Below are 15,171 nucleotides of genomic sequence, written 5' to 3'. Positions count from 1 at the left end.
AAATAAAGGGCTGCCGGGAAACTGAAATATTCTTCCCAGTGGCTCATTTTTAAGTTAGATATGAAAAAAAGACTAGCAATAATTGGAGTATTTCTGTCGCTTGGTTTAGTGGCATTCTCCACCTATAAAAAGCCTGTGGTAAAATCTCAGGATCCAAAGGATATAGAGCAAAAAGTAGATTCGGTTTTGGCTTTAATGACACTCGAAGAAAAGATCGGGCAAATGGTACAGTATAACGGAAGTTGGGATGTTACCGGTCCTGCCACGGGAACCGATAATGAAAAGAAACTCGAGAATCTTAAAAATGGTTTGGTAGGTTCGATGCTTAATGTGACTTCCGTAGAACATACTCGCGAGGCGCAAAAGCTGGTCATGGAAAATAGCCGACTTAAAATTCCGTTGATTTTTGGCTATGATGTGATTCATGGGTATCAAACCATGTTTCCGGTTCCACTAGGAGAAAGTGCCAGCTGGGATTTAGAATTGATGGAAAAAACGGCAAGAGTAGCCGGTAGAGAAACCGCAGCAGCGGGTATTCACTGGACATTTGCACCAATGATGGATATCTCTAGAGATGCTCGTTGGGGTAGAATTATGGAAGGCGCCGGGGAAGATCCTTACCTGAATTCTAAAATTGCGGTGGCTAGAATTAAAGGTTTGCAAGGTGATGATCTCTCAGATGCTAAAACCATCGCTGCCTGTGCCAAGCATTTTGCAGGTTATGGTTTTGCTGAAGCGGGTAGAGATTACAATACTGTAAATGTTGGGATTTACGAATTAAACAATACGATTTTACCTCCGTTTAAAGCGGCTGCAGATGCAGGTGTGGCGACTTTTATGAATTCTTTTAACGAAATAGACGGAGTTCCGGCTACGGCAAGTACTTATTTACAAAGAGATTTGCTGAAAGGCGATTGGGGTTGGGATGGATTTGTAGTTTCAGATTGGGGATCGATAACAGAGCTTATTCCGCACGGTGTTGCAAAGGATAAAAAAGCAGCTGCTGCATTAGCCGTAAAAGCTGGTAGTGATATGGATATGGAAGGTGGCGCCTACGAATCTTCCTTAAAAGAATTGATCGGAGAAGGAAAAGTTGACGAATCTTTGATCGATGACGCGGTAAAAAGAATTCTTCGTGTAAAATTCAGATTGGGGCTTTTTAATGATCCTTATAAATATTGTGATGAAGCTTTTGAGAAATCAGAGTTGTATTCTGAAGCAAATCAGAAAGTAGCTTTAGAAGCCGGTAAGAAATCGATCGTACTTTTAAAAAATGAGAATGAAATATTACCAATCTCAAATTCGATAAAAAACATCGCAGTTATTGGGCCATTGGCAAACGATAAAGATTCACCGTTAGGAAATTGGAGAGCGCATGCAGTAGAGAATTCGGCAGTTTCGGTTTTCGAAGGAATCAAAAATCATGCGCCAAAAGGATTAAAAGTTTCTTATGCGGAAGGGGCTAAACTTTCAACCGGAGATCGTTCATTTTTAAATCCTATGACTTTCAACGAAGATGATAAAAGTGGTTTTGCTGAAGCTGAAAAATTAGCGAAATCCGCAGATTTAGTTGTTTTGGTAGTTGGTGAAGATGCTTTTCAAACTGGGGAAGGTCGTAGCCAGGCAAATATTGGTTTTGCCGGAGTGCAGGATGATCTAATTAAAGCAATTCAAAAGGCGAATAAGAATGTAGTGATGGTTCTAATGAATGGGCGCCCAATGGATTTAAGTTGGAGTGATAAAAATGTTCCTGCAATTGTAGAATCTTGGTTTTTAGGTTCGCAGCATGGTAACGCGGTTGCTGAGGTTCTTTTTGGAAAGTACAATCCTTCCGGAAAATTACCGGTGTCTTTTCCGCATAATTCAGGAATGGAACCTTTGTATTATAATGTAAAAAGTACAGGACGACCAGATGGTGGCGCGCAGGTAACTTATTCCCATTATACCGATTCGCCAAGGGAAGCTTTATATCCTTTTGGATTCGGACTTAGTTTTACTGATTTTGAATATGGTGATATCAACTTAAGCGCTAATTCATTTTCTGAAAATGGAGAAATAGAAGCTTCAATTTCAGTAAAGAATACCGGAGAAATGGCCGGAGAAGAAACTGTTCAGTTGTATTTGCATGATCTGGTAGGTAGCATTACAAGACCAAATTTAGAATTAAAAGCTTTTGAAAAAGTTTCACTACAGCCAGGTGAAAGTAAGACGGTGAAATTTACTATCGATAAGAAAATGATCACCTATTTTACGGCTAACAAAAAATGGGAAGCTGAAGCTGGTGATTTTGAAGTGATGATTGGTGGAAACTCTGTAGATCTTAAAAAAGCTAATTTTGAATTCAAATAGTATGAAGACAAGATTCGCAATTTTAGGGATAGTTTTTTTGAGTCTACAAAGTTGTGGTGCTCAGGAAAAAGAAATGATCTGGGAAGAAAATTTTGATGGAAATAGCTTAAATATGGATTATTGGAGCTACGAGAATGGTAATGGTTGTCCTGATATTTGTGGATGGGGAAATAACGAGCGCCAGGTTTATCGTCCAGAAAATATTGAAATTAAAGACGGGATGGCGATAATTACTGCTGAAAAAGATGGCGACGATTATTTCAGTTCTCGGATAAACACTAAGGAAAAGTTCGAATTTAAATACGGCACTATAGAAACCCGTGCAAAAGTACCTGGCGGACATGGTATTTGGCCGGCGATCTGGATGTTGGGAAATAATATAAGCGAAGTGGGTTGGCCTGCTTCCGGAGAAATCGATATTATGGAATATGTTGGCCGTATGAAAGATACCCTACATACAACTTTACATACGCCTGCAAATCATGGCAATAATGCCAGTACAAAAGTGACGAAAATCGATAACGTAGAGGACGATTTTCATATATACAAAGTAGAATGGTCTAAAGATGAAATTGTTTATTTTATCGACGGAAAAAAAGTGTATACTTTTTCACCTAAAGTAAAAGATGATGAGCATTATCCATTTCGACATAAGTTCTATTTTTTACTGAATATGGCAATTGGTGGAAACTTTGGTGGGCCTGAAGTAGATGACAATATTCTTCCTACTAAATTCTATATCGACTATATTAAAGTTTATCAATAATATACCATTGCATGACAAAAAAAAGCCCTTTCACATTTGAAAGGGCTTTTCTATGAATTGCTCAGTTATTTTTAATCAACTGCATCTTCCACTGCATCACCAACATCGTCGGCTGCATCTTCAACGCTATCTGCTGCTTTTTCAACATCCGATTTATCTTCTCGGCATGAAGTTAAAACTAGTGTCGCAACTAGTGCAGCTAAAATAATAATACCTCTAGACATAATTTTTTCTTTGTTTATCTTAATTAATAATCGTCTGATCCATCAATCTCATCGGCAGCATCATTCACAGCATTTTCTGTTTCGTTGGCTGCGTCGTCGATAGCATTACCAGTTTCATTTGCGGCATTTTCAACAGCATCTCCGGTTTCATTGGCAGCATTCTCGATAGCATTTCCTGTATCATCGGCAGCTTGCTCTAAGTCTTCTTCAACACTATTATCATCATCGTCCATGTCATCATAATCATCAGACTGGTCTTTTACCATACCATCATTTAATTCAGTATCGTCGGTATCTTCATCCGTAGTTTCTCTACAAGAATTCATTGTAAGAGAAATAGTAAGGAATGAAGCTAAAATTAAAAAGTAACGCTTCATAAAATATTAATTTTTTGGTTAGGATAAATGTAAGCTGTAGAAAGACAGACTGATAAAAAATTATTCTAAAATTTTATTAAGGATTTTCTAAATCTTTCCCATCATCAGAAATTTTCTTAATACGTCTTAATTATCATCACCAATCTTATCAATTTCTTCATCTATTTCTTTGTTAACTTTTTTATCTACTTTTTTTGCTGTACGCTCTAGAATTCCTTCATCATCTTGCTTCTCAACTTGTTTTTCCTTTACGACAGTTTTTTGCGGTTCTTCACGGCAAGACCAAAAAGAACCCGCTGTTATAGCTAAAAATCCGCTTATGACAATTAATCTTTTCATATCTAAATATTGTTGAATAGACCGAAATTACGATTAATACTATCTAGAGGATGTATTTTTAATCAATTTTAGTAACAAGTGTTAAAATCGACTAAATTCAGGAATCATGATTTTTTAGATAAGAAATAACAGCAGCAGTAGCCCCGGTATTGCTATTTATAAAGTGCCCACTTATCATTCCTGTTTTTTCTCGGAATGTTTTATCATCAACAAGTTTAGTGGTAGCATCTTTAAATTCTTCTGCGGAAGCAACCGAAAATAATCCGGCTAACTTCTGAAGTTGTCTGGCTTCTGGGAATTTTTCGAAGTTTTTACCGATAATTATCGGAACACCAAATGTTGCTGGTTCTAAAATATTATGCAAACCGCTGGTACCGGCAGCACCGCCAACATAAGCAACGTCGGCATAATTATAGATTTTGGTCAATAAGCCGATCGTATCTATAATTAATACTTGATATTGCTGAATTTCAGCATTATTTTTTTCGGAAAAAAGTATCGTATTTTTTGAAATTTGAGCTTTTAGACGAGCAATTTTCTCAGGTTTAATTTCATGCGGAGCGATAATAAATTTCACTTCTTCTGGGGCCGTATTAATATAATCTAACAAAATCGCATCATCTTCTGGCCAGGTGCTTCCCGCGACAATACAGGTCTTGTTTTGTTTAAATTCAGCTACAAAATTAAGTGTGTTGTCATATTCTAGTTGCCTTGCGACACGATCAAAACGGGTGTCACCACTTACCGTGGTATTTTCAATAGTAATTGTTTCTAAAAGCGCTTTAGAAGATTCATTCTGAAGAAAAATATGTTCAAAAACATGCAAAGCTTCTCTAAATAAACTTCCGTAGGGTTTAAAATAAATCTGGTCTTTACGAAAAGCTCCTGAAATAAGGAAGGTCCTAATTTGGTGATCTTTTAATTCTTTCAGGAAATTAGGCCAGATATCATATTTAATAAAAAAGGCGAGTTTTGGTTGAAGTGTAGTTACAAAACGCTTAGCATTACTTGGCGTATCGATGGGTAAATACACAATTGCATCAGCTAGCGGATGACTTTTCTTGTTTTCGTATCCCGAAGGGGAATAAAAGCTTACCAAAATTCTATAATTTGGATAGTTTTTCTTCATCGCCTCCATAATAGGGACAGCCTGCTCAAACTCTCCCAGGGATGCAGCATGAAACCAAATCCATTCTTCCGAAAGATCTAATGTTTCCAGTTTTTGAAAAACCGATTTTCTACCTTCTACAAACAGTTTTAATTTTGGGTTAAACTGTGCTGGTAGCGGAAGAGCCGCTTTAGTTAAATTAGTAAGTAAATTATAAATACCTCGCAAAACAAAGAATTTGAATTGCAAAAGTAGGGGTTTCCATAAAAATGTATGGCAATAGCTGCTATATTTCGTAATTTTGAATTCACAAGAAAAAACAAATGAGAAAGATACAGATGGTTGACCTTAAGGGTCAATACGAAGGAATAAAAGATCAAATTAATACTTCTTTTGATGAGGTTATTTCCTCAACTGCGTTTATAAACGGACCTGAAGTTCAGAATTTCCAGAAAGAACTGGAAGAATATCTTGGTGCAAAGCATGTAATCCCTTGTGGTAACGGAACTGATGCTTTACAAATCGCAATGATGGGCTTGGGATTAAAGCCGGGTGACGAGGTAATCACTGCTGATTTTACTTTTGCAGCAACGGTAGAGGTGATCGCATTATTAGGTTTAACTCCGGTTCTTGTAGATGTAGAACCAGATACTTTTAATATTGATCCTGAAAAAATAAAAGCAGCCATTACGCCAAAAACTAAAGCGATTGTCCCTGTGCATTTGTTTGGACAAACCGCAAATTTGGACGCAATTATGGATATCGCATCTGCACATAATCTTTTTGTGATTGAAGATAATGCCCAGGCAATTGGTGCAGTGTATCACGATAAAACCGGGAATTCTTATAAAGCGGGAACAGTTGGGCATATTGGAGCTACTTCTTTCTTCCCTTCTAAAAACCTAGGCTGTTATGGTGATGGTGGAGCGCTTTTTACGAATGATGATGAATTGGCCCATACTATTCGCGGTGTAGTAAATCACGGGATGTACGAGCGTTATCATCACGATGTGGTTGGTGTAAACTCTAGATTAGATAGTTTGCAGGCCGCAGTTTTAAGAGCAAAATTACCGAAACTTGATTCTTATAACGAGGCACGAAGAAAATCGGCAGATCTTTATGATGCAGCTCTAAAAGGTCAGGAAAATATCGAAACTCCGCTAAGAGTAGGAAAAGACGATACGCATGTTTTTCATCAATATACTTTGAAAATCACTAATGGAAAAAGAGATGCTTTGGTAAAGCATTTACAGGAAAATAATATTCCTTGTGGCGTGTATTATCCAATTCCGCTTCATCTACAAAAAGCATATACTGATGAGCGCTATAACGAAGCTGATTTTAAGGTGACCAATCAATTAGTAAAAGAAGTGATCTCTTTACCAATGCATACCGAATTGGATGAAGAGCAAATTAATTTTATTACTAAGACTGTAATTGAATTTGTGAATGCTTAAACCTAGAGTGATCTCAGAATTAATTCTGAATAGCATTTAAAATTTATAACTAAAAACGCCCAAGCTCAGCTTGGGCGTTTTTTGATTACGATACTTTGAAATTTAAACCGCTGCTGAAGAAGTTTCCATTTTGCGATCTACTTTTTTAACAAGTCCCTGTAATACTTTTCCGGGACCTACTTCTGTAAAGCTGGAAGCTCCATCTTTTATCATGTTTTGTACTGATTGTGTCCATTTTACCGGAGCAGTTAATTGAAATACCAGATTTTTCTGAATTTCAACCGGATCGGTAACCGCAGTAGTGCTCACATTTTGGTAGATAGGACAGCTTGGATTCTTGAAGTTTGTAGCTTCAATGGCAGCTGCTAATTCTTTTCTTGCCGGCTCCATTAGCGGCGAATGAAATGCTCCGCCTACAGGTAACATTAAAGCACGTTTTGCGCCTCTTTCTTTTAATTCTTCACATGCTCTTTCCACAGCAGAAGTTTCGCCAGAGATTACTAACTGCCCAGGGCAATTGTAATTTGCAGCAACTACAGTTCCGTCTACTTCAGCGCATACAGCTTCTACTAATTCGTCTTCTAGGCCTAAAACTGCAGCCATTGTAGAAGGAGTGATTTCACAGGCTTTCTGCATAGCCAATGCACGTTGAGCAACTAATTTTAAAGCATCTTCGAACTCCAAAGTATTGTTTGCTACAAGTGCAGAGAATTCACCTAAAGAATGCCCGGCAACCATGTCTGGTTTAAATTCAGCTCCTAAAACTTTACTTAAGATAACACTGTGTAGAAATACTGCTGGCTGTGTCACTTTAGTTTGTTTCAAATCTTCAGCAGAACCACTAAACATAGTCTCGGTTATTGAAAATCCAAGAATTTCGTTAGCTCTTTCAAATAGCTCCTTTGCTTCAGCAGAACTTTCATATAAATCTGCTCCCATTCCTGAAAATTGTGCTCCCTGGCCGGGAAAAACATATGCTTTCATATTTTTCATTTTTTCCCTCGATGAGGGTTTGTTTTCATTTATTCAGAATAATATCTTTAAAATACTTCCAGTTAAGATTGGTATTTTAAAGACTAAAATTTCTTAATCGCCGCAAAAATAGCAAGAATAAAAAAGACCTCATAACAAAAATCTGCTACGAGGCCTTCTTCGACAAATACACATTTAATATTATAAGTCTAGCTTTCCTTTCTCTCCTATGTCTTTTTGATCGCCAGTTAATGCGCCAACTCCCATTTTAAAAAGAGAAACATACTTGTTGGATTTAGTATCCCAAAAATAAGCTTCTTTTGGATCGATCTTAAGTGCACTTAAATTTGGATCGTCTTCTCCTTTAAACCAGGTATCATCTACTTTGCTGTAAAGGTCTTCTAGAATATCTTTTTCGGTTACTATAGATGCTTTTCCGTAGATACTTATAAACTCATAATCCTTAGGATCACTATATAGCAGTTGTACATCTTGGTCTTTAGCAATATTCCCGTTATGATCGCTATTCATACCGCTTAAAAACCAAATATTTCCTTCAGTATCCACTCTTTTAGTAGTCATAGGAATGGCGTCTACCGGCTTAGAACCAATATTCGTAATCATCATGGCAGTTTTAATATCTTCTACCATAGATTTCATTTTTTTTCTTGCTTCGCTATATTCTAAATTCTCAGTGCTCATAGTTTTAATTTTTAATGAAGATACGATTACAATTATCGCTAAGGCGCTAAGAAACTGCTAAAAACAGCAAGATTGCTGTTAAGAATTGTGAAATTAGGTATAGCGTTCTACAATGTTTTTGCAAGAACCCAAATAACCTGTTCCGAATAAATTGAGATGTACCAATAGGTAATAAAGTTGCCAAATGGGTATACGGTTTTCAAAACCTTTTTCTACGGGATATTCTTCAAAATAAGTATTGAATAAATCCTCATCAAATCCGCCAAAAAGCTTCATCATCGACAGATCCATTTCTCTTGGTGCGTAAGCAACTGCAGGATCGATAAGGCAGGGATTTCCATCTTTATTCACCAGGTAATTGCCATTCCATAGATCACCATGAATTAATGCTGGTTTTTCCTGCGGAATGATATTAAATAATTCAGTACAAAATTTATCGATATCACCTAAGCCGTATCCGTTTTCTTTGGCTAGTTTGAATTGTGGCTGAAGTCGTTCGTTTATATAAAAATCAACAATGTTTTCGTGATCCTTATTTTGTTGCGGTAAGCTGCCAATATAATTGTCCTCAGAAAAGCCGAATGTTGATCTACTGTTCTTATGTAAATCGGCCATTTGTTTGCCAAAAAGCGACCAGAAATTCGACGATTTAGATCCCGTTTCTCGATATTCCATAAGAAGGCATGAGTATTCATCTTCAGTGTAAACATCGATCATTTTTGGAACGTCTATAGCTTCCGCATTTTTTAAAGCTTTCATTCCGGCCATTTCAGCTTCAAACATTCCGGGGAAACGCTTCGCGCTATTTAATTTTACTACCTTTTTTCCTTCCGTAGTATTCAGTAAAAAAACATCGTTGATATCACCACCTGCTAAGGCGGTCATATTGGTGATTTCTAGGTTGTTTTTTTCTTCTATAAGTTTAAAAAGTGGTTGGTAGGCTTTATTTACGCTCATAAGTAAGGTAACTAAAAGAGTATTTGTGCTTTTCATCTTTTTCATGAAAAACTTCTTCCGTTAACTTCCATTCTTCCTCATCTAATTCAGGAAAAAAAGTATCGGCATCAGCAAAGCTTTCATGAACACGAGTAAGTTCAATTTTATCGGTTCTTTCTAACCCCATTTTGTAGATTTCACCACCACCAATAATAAAAGGATTTTCATCCAGATCCTGAGCGATTTTTAATGCCAGGGATAGACTTTTAACCACATACACCCCTTTTCCCGGATCGTAATTTTCGTTTCTTGTAATTACAAAATGAGTTCGGTTAGGAAGTAGACCATCAAAACTTTCAAAAGTCTTTCTTCCCATAATAATAGGGTGGTTACTTGTTAATTCTTTAAAACGTTTAAAATCGTCTGGTAAACGCCATAAAAGATCATTTCCTTTTCCAAGAGCATTATTTTCGGCTGCTGCCGCAATCATGGTAATCATATCTTAGTGGTTGTGGGTTTGGTTTGGGTTGTCTGGAGCAATAGGTTTAAACCTTTCGTTAGTCGTATTGTCTCCGATTTTTTGGTTAACGTTTTTCTCTGGCAAAGGATGATCTTCTTCTACCTGTTGTTGTAGTTTAGCGATTTTCTCCTTTTGCTTAGCTACCAGTTTTTCTATTTGTTTGGCCTGCCATTCTTTTCCCATAAATGTGTTTACTAAAAACACATTGAAAAAATGAATTAAGAAAATAAATCCCCAAATAAGAACTATCCAAACAAACCAATTATAGCCGAGGATTAGCAACTCTTCTTTAAAACCAATAACTACATTTAGAACGATCGCTAAAATAGAGACACTAAGAAATACAATAAAATGTTGGAATAATCTTTTTTTCTGAAGTGTTCTTTTTCTGGCATTTTCGTACAACTCGCGCTGTTCGGCATCCATTTTAGAGGTGTTTTTCTTTTTAGAAAACATAAATAAAACTACTTTAGTGATATAACAAATTTACATTTTTTAGAACTGAATTCTTTAAGGCTTATGAGTAATTTAAGAAAAGGCTTTCCCGTTTTAGAGCGATATACGTACCTAAATACCGCAGCATCTGGTTTATTAAACGAAAAAGTTTTAGAGTTTAGACAGGAGCACGATCTTGATTTTCTAATTTCTGCAAGTGTTTTAAAAGAGAATCAGGGTAAGGTTTTAACTGGCGTTAGGGAACAAGTCGGTGAAACTTTTAATTGTGCGCCAAATAGAGTAGGATTGGTGCCTAATTTCTCTTATGGTTTTAATACGCTTTTAGAAGGTCTGGAAAAAACTAAAAAAGTATTGTTACTGAAAAATGATTATCCATCTATCAACTGGCCGGTAGAATCGCGGAATTTTAAAACTTGTTATGCTGAAATAAATGAATTTTTAGAAGAAAATATTGTTGAAGTATTAAAGAAAGAGCAGCCTGATTTCTTTGCATTTAGCATCGTGCAATATATCAACGGAGTGAAATTAAGCATTGCCTTTCTTACACAGTTGAAGAAAGATTTTCCAGACGTTGTTTTTATTGCAGATGGTACGCAATATTTAGGAACTGAAGCTTTCGATTTTGATGCCAGCGGTATTGATGTAGTGATCTCTAGCACATACAAATGGATAAATGCTGGCTACGGAAATGGATTTATGCTTTTTAATAAAGATATTGAAGGAAAAGTAGCACCAAAACACGTAGGTTTTGGGTCACTACAGGGAAAGTATAAAGCTGAAGAAGGTAATTTTTTAGGGAAATTCGAGCCAGGTCATCAAGATACGTTAAACTTCGGTAGTTTGGGCGAAGCTTTGAAATTGATCAAACAAATTGGGATTTCCACAATTGAAAGTCAGGTAAATTTAATGAAATTGAAAGCCAAAGATATTTTTACTGAAATGAATTTACTTGAAGATACGGTCCTAAAAAGAGGAGATCATTCTTCGATTTTCAATATTAAAGGAGGCGATAAATTATTTCAGTATTTGCGATCTAAAGATATTATTGTTTCACAGCGAGGAGAAGGACTGCGTGTAAGCTTTCATTATTTTAATACAGAAGAAGAATTGGATGTTTTGGTTAAGGCAATTAAGAATTTTAAAGGATAAAATTCATTTCTCTGGAAAATTCTTTTCAAAGAAACTAATAATTAAGAATAGGCAATTCTAGACGAAAAAGTTTAGTAAATATGAGCAATCTCAGCACTAAATATCACCAAGATTTCTATTCTTTAATCTCTACCCCATTCCAAAATGCTACATAATTTTCAATAGGTTTTGCAGCGTGGCTGGCTTGTGGGTAATACCAGGCGGCATCTTCGTTTTTTTCGCCTTCCACTTCTATTGTGAGGTACGAAGCTAATCCTTTCCAGGGACAACGTGTTTGCTTATTGCTTTCTTTAAAGAAATCTTTTTTAAGACTTTCCATTGGGAAATAGTAATTGTTTTCTACCGTTTTAGTTTCGTCGCTTTCTGCTATAACCGTATTCTTCCAAATAGCTTTCATAATGGTAATTCTTTAAAATTTATCTGGTTTCTTGATTTATAGGAAGTGTTGCATCTCCTTCAGATTTAAACAAATAGTAACTTCTAAAGTTATTTTCCGTCTCTTGCTCGCTGTAGGTTTTAACTAGCTCCCATCCTAAACTATCCATATAATTCAGCGCATGTACAATCGAATTGAATGTTCTTTTATTCCCGTCTTCATCCCTGATATAAGAATTTTTAAATATTGCCTGCTCCTGGCCATAGTCAATCTGGATGTCGATATATTTCGATAAAAATTTCCCAGACGGAATAATCAAACAGTACTTTACGGGAATATCTGTACTATCTTGATAAGTACGATCCATGGTTTCTGTAGGATCGCTTTGGGAAGTAGCTACCTGTGTAAAGAAGAATAATAAAAGGAAAATAGTTGAAAATTTCATGTTTTTATTTTAGTTCATTTTCGATAAATACCTGAGGTGTTTTATTAGGAAGATCCATTAAAATTCCGAAGCGATTATTATCCAATTTCGCTAAAACAACTTTAGATTTTCCGTTAGTATAAGCAAAACCGGTCCAAGCGCTATTAAAGGCATTTTCTGAATGATCTATAGTTATTTTGGTTGAAAAAGAATAGACTTCTTCGCCTAGTAAAATACTGTTTTCTTCAGAATTTAGGTTGAAGTTAGGTATAGCGGCTTCGCTAGATCGAAATTCGATAGTTTTAGCGGTTTTTTTAATGTCGTAAGACAAATTGCCTTTCAGCTTAACAAGTTTAAAATATTCATTTTGGTTAAAAGCGGCATTACTTTTTATTCTTGTCTTTTCTGTTAAGTATTTCAGCATTAAACTATTGCTATCAACAAATGTGAGTTCTTTTTCTGAATCAATATTTATAGCAGATTTTTTAACCGATTCAATCTCAGAAAAATTGACTTTTCCCTGCGGAATGAAATTCTGTAACCCAATATCATCTGAAGTTTCAGCATTGTGCTGCACCGGAATAAAGGCGAAACTTAAAAGAATTGCCGAGAAAAGTAAAAGCAACTTTTTCATAAGAAATAGATTTGATTATCCATAATTTATAATAATTCGTTGTTTTCGTCATTCCGGACTTGATCCGGAATCTCATACTATAATGAAAACTACCTATCGTGATTAGACCCTGAATCGAGTTCAGGGTGACCACCTTTCTTTATGATTTAATGCGAACATTCATAAATAGATTGTCTCGTTACAGGTCTAAAGATCTTTCTTTCTAAAGATATAATTTTTATAGCATTTTTCCGAATCACTAAATTCGTCGGTCACCTCTAATCCCGCTTCTTTTGCCAGCCAGTTTACAATATCATCATCGTATTTTTGTGAAATTTCTGTATGGATAGTTTCCCAAGCAGCAAAATTGATATCTAATCCCAGTTTATCGATTTTTACCTGCTGTTCTTTTTTACTCACAAGGTAACTGCTTGCGGTTCCTGTTTCAGGATTGTACGTTTCCCAATGCTTAAAATCTTCCGTATTAAAATCGGCTTCCAGTTCTTTATTCATTCGAGTTAGAAGGTTCTTGTTAAAGGCTTCAGTAATACCGTTAGGATCATTGTAAGCGTCTAGTATTATTTGCGGATCTTTCTTTTGATCGAATCCCATAAAAAGCATGTCTTCTTCGCTCATGGCATTGCAAATATTTTTGAGGAAATCGATCGCTTTAGCGTGCATTAGATTTCCTATGTTAGAACCTAAAACTAGTATTACTTTTTTCCGCGAATTGTAATCGGCAAGTTTTTCTAAAGTTTTAAAATAAGTTCCTTGCTGTGTTTTGATATTTACACCGGGAATTTCAGTCTTTAAAGAATTTTCCAATTCATCTAAAACATGCTGACTAATATCGACCGGTAGATAATTGAAATCGTAGTTTTTATCGACTAAATGTTTCAGTAAAACCTTTGTTTTTTTACCGTCTCCGGCGCCAAGTTCAATTAGATCAAATCCTTTTTTGCTGTTAAAGGAATCGGCAATGCTAGCAGTATGCTGCTGAATAATCCCAAGTTCACAGTTAGTTAAATAATACTCAGGCATTGCCATTATTTGCTGAAAAAGTTTGTCCCCTTTTTCATCGTAGATGTACTTTGAAAGTAGATACTTCGGAAAGCTGGTTAGGCCTTTAGCGACATCTTCTTCAAAAGCAGTTTCATATTTAGCGGTAGTTGGTGTGGCTTTCATAATAGTAGTTAATCGTTATTTGGCAAGACGAATTCCGGTGAATTGCCAACGTAAAGGTGCGTGAAAAAAGTTGCGATAGGTTGCTCTGGTGTGATTGTCTGAGGTTGCTACAGAGCCGCCTCGAAGCACTTTTTGGTTTACCATAAATTTGCCATTGTATTCTCCCAGGGCGCCCGGAGCCTTAGTATAACTAGGATAAGGTGAATAGGCACTTTCTGTCCATTCCCAGCGAGAACCCCAATCAAATTTGGTATTTGCAATTTCCCATTCTTGCTCGGTAGGTAGTCGTAAGCCTTTCCATTGCGCGTAAGCAAACGCTTCGTAATAAGAAATATGGCTTAATGGAGCATCCTCAACTAACTTCTGCAATCCCTGTAAGGTGAATTGGTGCCAATCGCCGTCGATTTGATGCCAATATGATGGCGATGTAATTTTATTGGTATTTATCCAATCCCAGGCTTCTGCATGCCATAATAAGACATCTTCATATCCGCCGGCTTCTATAAACTCTATAAATTCTTTATTAGTAACCAGCTTGTTTGAAATTTGATAATCGCCCAGGTAAACAGTATGTCTGCCAAGTTCATTATCATAACAAAAATCTGCGCTATTATAGCCAATCTCGTAATTCCCCTTTTCTACTGAAATCCATTCCTGCGGAAAATCCTGAATCGGATTTTCTACAAATTGATTATTGTATTTCGGGAAAAGTGGATTGTTTCCCAGAATGTATTTTATATCGGTATAAAGTAGTTCCTGATGTTGTTTTTCGTGATGACAACCGATCTCGATTACTTCAAGAACGTCGCTTTTGAGATCTTCAGTTTCTATAAATTCCTGTAAAGCTTTAGAAACGTAGTTTCGATATTTATAAACCCAGGCTACTGTAGGACGCGAAAGATTACCGCGGTCGGTACGTATCACTTTTTCACCTACACTTTCGTAATAACTATTAAAGACATAAGCTGAATGAATATCAAAAAGCTCATAGTCGTCTTTATGCGGTTTAAGAACAAATTCTTCAAAAAACCATGTGGTGTGTCCAAGATGCCATTTAGGTGGAGAAACATCTACTATGGGTTGTACTACGTAATCTTCAGTTTCTAAAAAGGAACAAATAAGTTCAGATTGTGCTCTGGTGTTTTTAAAAAGTTCTAATAAGTTAGACTGTGTAAGCATAAAAGAGAAATACGGTTAGTGCGTATCTCTCAAATTTAC

At 36.2% G+C, this 15,171-nt stretch carries 18 protein-coding genes; 4 read left to right on the top strand and 14 right to left on the bottom strand.

The window, feature by feature from the left end; genetic code table 11:
- Window positions 1-60: 60 nt before the first annotated feature.
- Both bglX and QWY91_RS10285 read left to right on the top strand, forming a co-directional pair.
- Window positions 61-2,349 (top strand): beta-glucosidase BglX, encoded by a 2,289-nt coding sequence (gene bglX, locus QWY91_RS10290; RefSeq protein ID WP_290234585.1) that lies wholly within the window; start codon window positions 61-63, stop codon window positions 2,347-2,349.
- 1 nt (window position 2,350) lies between these two features.
- Window positions 2,351-3,115, top strand: coding sequence for a glycoside hydrolase family 16 protein (locus tag QWY91_RS10285; RefSeq protein WP_290234584.1), 765 nt, complete (start codon window positions 2,351-2,353; stop codon window positions 3,113-3,115).
- 71 nt (window positions 3,116-3,186) lie between these two features.
- Here the strand turns inward: QWY91_RS10285 and QWY91_RS10280 are convergent, their stop codons facing one another.
- The 4 genes from QWY91_RS10280 to QWY91_RS10265 all read right to left on the bottom strand — a co-directional run bounded on the left by QWY91_RS10280 (window position 3,187) and on the right by QWY91_RS10265 (window position 5,391).
- Complete coding sequence (locus tag QWY91_RS10280) at window positions 3,187-3,339, bottom strand: hypothetical protein (RefSeq protein WP_290234582.1); 153 nt, start codon at window positions 3,337-3,339, stop codon at window positions 3,187-3,189.
- Between the two features lie 23 nt (window positions 3,340-3,362).
- Window positions 3,363-3,716 (bottom strand): hypothetical protein, encoded by a 354-nt coding sequence (locus QWY91_RS10275; protein ID WP_290234580.1) that lies wholly within the window; start codon window positions 3,714-3,716, stop codon window positions 3,363-3,365.
- A 126-nt stretch (window positions 3,717-3,842) separates the two neighbouring features.
- Complete coding sequence (locus QWY91_RS10270; RefSeq protein ID WP_290234579.1) at window positions 3,843-4,055, bottom strand: hypothetical protein; 213 nt, start codon at window positions 4,053-4,055, stop codon at window positions 3,843-3,845.
- A gap of 97 nt (window positions 4,056-4,152) precedes the next feature.
- Complete coding sequence (locus tag QWY91_RS10265) at window positions 4,153-5,391, bottom strand: 3-deoxy-D-manno-octulosonic acid transferase (protein ID WP_290234577.1); 1,239 nt, start codon at window positions 5,389-5,391, stop codon at window positions 4,153-4,155.
- Window positions 5,392-5,486: 95 nt separating this feature from the next.
- On the opposite strand from QWY91_RS10265, the gene QWY91_RS10260 reads away from it, so the two are divergent.
- Entirely contained in the window at window positions 5,487-6,620 is a 1,134-nt protein-coding gene (locus QWY91_RS10260; RefSeq protein ID WP_290234575.1) for a DegT/DnrJ/EryC1/StrS family aminotransferase, read from the top strand.
- A gap of 102 nt (window positions 6,621-6,722) precedes the next feature.
- Here QWY91_RS10260 and fabD read toward each other — a convergent pair whose 3' ends face one another.
- From fabD to QWY91_RS10235, 5 genes are all read right to left on the bottom strand, one after another.
- The gene (fabD, locus tag QWY91_RS10255) at window positions 6,723-7,604 is read right to left on the bottom strand and encodes an ACP S-malonyltransferase (protein WP_290234573.1); all 882 of its coding nucleotides are present in this window, start codon (window positions 7,602-7,604) and stop codon (window positions 6,723-6,725) included.
- Between the two features lie 189 nt (window positions 7,605-7,793).
- Window positions 7,794-8,294 (bottom strand): pyridoxamine 5'-phosphate oxidase family protein, encoded by a 501-nt coding sequence (locus QWY91_RS10250; RefSeq protein WP_290234571.1) that lies wholly within the window; start codon window positions 8,292-8,294, stop codon window positions 7,794-7,796.
- A gap of 93 nt (window positions 8,295-8,387) precedes the next feature.
- Window positions 8,388-9,287: a fructosamine kinase family protein gene (locus tag QWY91_RS10245; protein WP_290234569.1), complete on the bottom strand. Its 900-nt coding sequence runs from the start codon at window positions 9,285-9,287 to the stop codon at window positions 8,388-8,390.
- Window positions 9,238-9,729 carry a dihydrofolate reductase gene (locus QWY91_RS10240; RefSeq protein ID WP_290234567.1) on the bottom strand — a complete coding sequence of 164 codons (492 nt, stop codon included), beginning with the start codon at window positions 9,727-9,729 and terminating at the stop codon, window positions 9,238-9,240. Before QWY91_RS10240 ends, QWY91_RS10245 begins: the two co-directional genes overlap by 50 nt.
- A 3-nt stretch (window positions 9,730-9,732) precedes the next feature.
- Window positions 9,733-10,206: a 2TM domain-containing protein gene (locus QWY91_RS10235; RefSeq protein ID WP_290234565.1), complete on the bottom strand. Its 474-nt coding sequence runs from the start codon at window positions 10,204-10,206 to the stop codon at window positions 9,733-9,735.
- A 63-nt stretch (window positions 10,207-10,269) separates the two neighbouring features.
- Here QWY91_RS10235 and QWY91_RS10230 point away from each other — a divergent pair, with 63 nt between their 5' ends.
- A complete protein-coding gene (locus QWY91_RS10230; RefSeq protein WP_290234563.1) occupies window positions 10,270-11,355 on the top strand; it encodes an aminotransferase class V-fold PLP-dependent enzyme in 1,086 nt (361 codons plus the stop codon).
- 115 nt (window positions 11,356-11,470) lie between these two features.
- On the opposite strand, the gene QWY91_RS10225 is transcribed toward QWY91_RS10230, so the two are convergent.
- From QWY91_RS10225 to egtB, 5 genes are all read right to left on the bottom strand, one after another.
- Window positions 11,471-11,752, bottom strand: a complete 282-nt coding sequence (locus QWY91_RS10225; RefSeq protein ID WP_290234561.1) for a DUF427 domain-containing protein — start codon at window positions 11,750-11,752, stop codon at window positions 11,471-11,473.
- Between the two features lie 19 nt (window positions 11,753-11,771).
- Complete coding sequence (locus tag QWY91_RS10220) at window positions 11,772-12,176, bottom strand: hypothetical protein (protein ID WP_290234558.1); 405 nt, start codon at window positions 12,174-12,176, stop codon at window positions 11,772-11,774.
- A 4-nt stretch (window positions 12,177-12,180) separates the two neighbouring features.
- A complete protein-coding gene (locus QWY91_RS10215) occupies window positions 12,181-12,789 on the bottom strand; it encodes a hypothetical protein (protein WP_290234555.1) in 609 nt (202 codons plus the stop codon).
- 186 nt (window positions 12,790-12,975) lie between these two features.
- Complete coding sequence (locus tag QWY91_RS10210; RefSeq protein WP_290234551.1) at window positions 12,976-13,953, bottom strand: L-histidine N(alpha)-methyltransferase; 978 nt, start codon at window positions 13,951-13,953, stop codon at window positions 12,976-12,978.
- Between the two features lie 15 nt (window positions 13,954-13,968).
- Entirely contained in the window at window positions 13,969-15,132 is a 1,164-nt protein-coding gene (gene egtB, locus QWY91_RS10205; RefSeq protein WP_290234548.1) for an ergothioneine biosynthesis protein EgtB, read from the bottom strand.
- Window positions 15,133-15,171: the final 39 nt, after the last annotated feature.

Source organism: Zunongwangia endophytica, from assembly GCF_030409505.1.
Classification (GTDB): Bacteria; Bacteroidota; Bacteroidia; order Flavobacteriales; family Flavobacteriaceae; genus Zunongwangia; species Zunongwangia endophytica.
This window is presented reverse-complemented; position numbering and strand designations above follow the sequence as displayed.

Excerpts from the sequence above, each read along its gene's own strand:
- bglX (WP_290234585.1), top strand. The coding sequence starts at position 61 with ATGAAAAAAAGACTAGCAATAATTGGAGTATTTCTGTCGCTTGGTTTA.
- QWY91_RS10285 (WP_290234584.1), top strand. The coding sequence starts at position 2,351 with ATGAAGACAAGATTCGCAATTTTAGGGATAGTTTTTTTGAGTCTACAA.
- QWY91_RS10280 (WP_290234582.1), bottom strand. The coding sequence starts at position 3,339 with ATGTCTAGAGGTATTATTATTTTAGCTGCACTAGTTGCGACACTAGTT.
- QWY91_RS10275 (WP_290234580.1), bottom strand. The coding sequence starts at position 3,716 with ATGAAGCGTTACTTTTTAATTTTAGCTTCATTCCTTACTATTTCTCTT.
- QWY91_RS10270 (WP_290234579.1), bottom strand. The coding sequence starts at position 4,055 with ATGAAAAGATTAATTGTCATAAGCGGATTTTTAGCTATAACAGCGGGT.
- QWY91_RS10260 (WP_290234575.1), top strand. The coding sequence starts at position 5,487 with ATGAGAAAGATACAGATGGTTGACCTTAAGGGTCAATACGAAGGAATA.
- fabD (WP_290234573.1), bottom strand. The coding sequence starts at position 7,604 with ATGAAAGCATATGTTTTTCCCGGCCAGGGAGCACAATTTTCAGGAATG.
- QWY91_RS10250 (WP_290234571.1), bottom strand. The coding sequence starts at position 8,294 with ATGAGCACTGAGAATTTAGAATATAGCGAAGCAAGAAAAAAAATGAAA.
- QWY91_RS10245 (WP_290234569.1), bottom strand. The coding sequence starts at position 9,287 with ATGAAAAGCACAAATACTCTTTTAGTTACCTTACTTATGAGCGTAAAT.
- QWY91_RS10240 (WP_290234567.1), bottom strand. The coding sequence starts at position 9,729 with ATGATTACCATGATTGCGGCAGCAGCCGAAAATAATGCTCTTGGAAAA.
- QWY91_RS10235 (WP_290234565.1), bottom strand. The coding sequence starts at position 10,206 with ATGTTTTCTAAAAAGAAAAACACCTCTAAAATGGATGCCGAACAGCGC.
- QWY91_RS10230 (WP_290234563.1), top strand. The coding sequence starts at position 10,270 with ATGAGTAATTTAAGAAAAGGCTTTCCCGTTTTAGAGCGATATACGTAC.
- QWY91_RS10225 (WP_290234561.1), bottom strand. The coding sequence starts at position 11,752 with ATGAAAGCTATTTGGAAGAATACGGTTATAGCAGAAAGCGACGAAACT.
- QWY91_RS10220 (WP_290234558.1), bottom strand. The coding sequence starts at position 12,176 with ATGAAATTTTCAACTATTTTCCTTTTATTATTCTTCTTTACACAGGTA.
- QWY91_RS10215 (WP_290234555.1), bottom strand. The coding sequence starts at position 12,789 with ATGAAAAAGTTGCTTTTACTTTTCTCGGCAATTCTTTTAAGTTTCGCC.
- QWY91_RS10210 (WP_290234551.1), bottom strand. The coding sequence starts at position 13,953 with ATGAAAGCCACACCAACTACCGCTAAATATGAAACTGCTTTTGAAGAA.
- egtB (WP_290234548.1), bottom strand. The coding sequence starts at position 15,132 with ATGCTTACACAGTCTAACTTATTAGAACTTTTTAAAAACACCAGAGCA.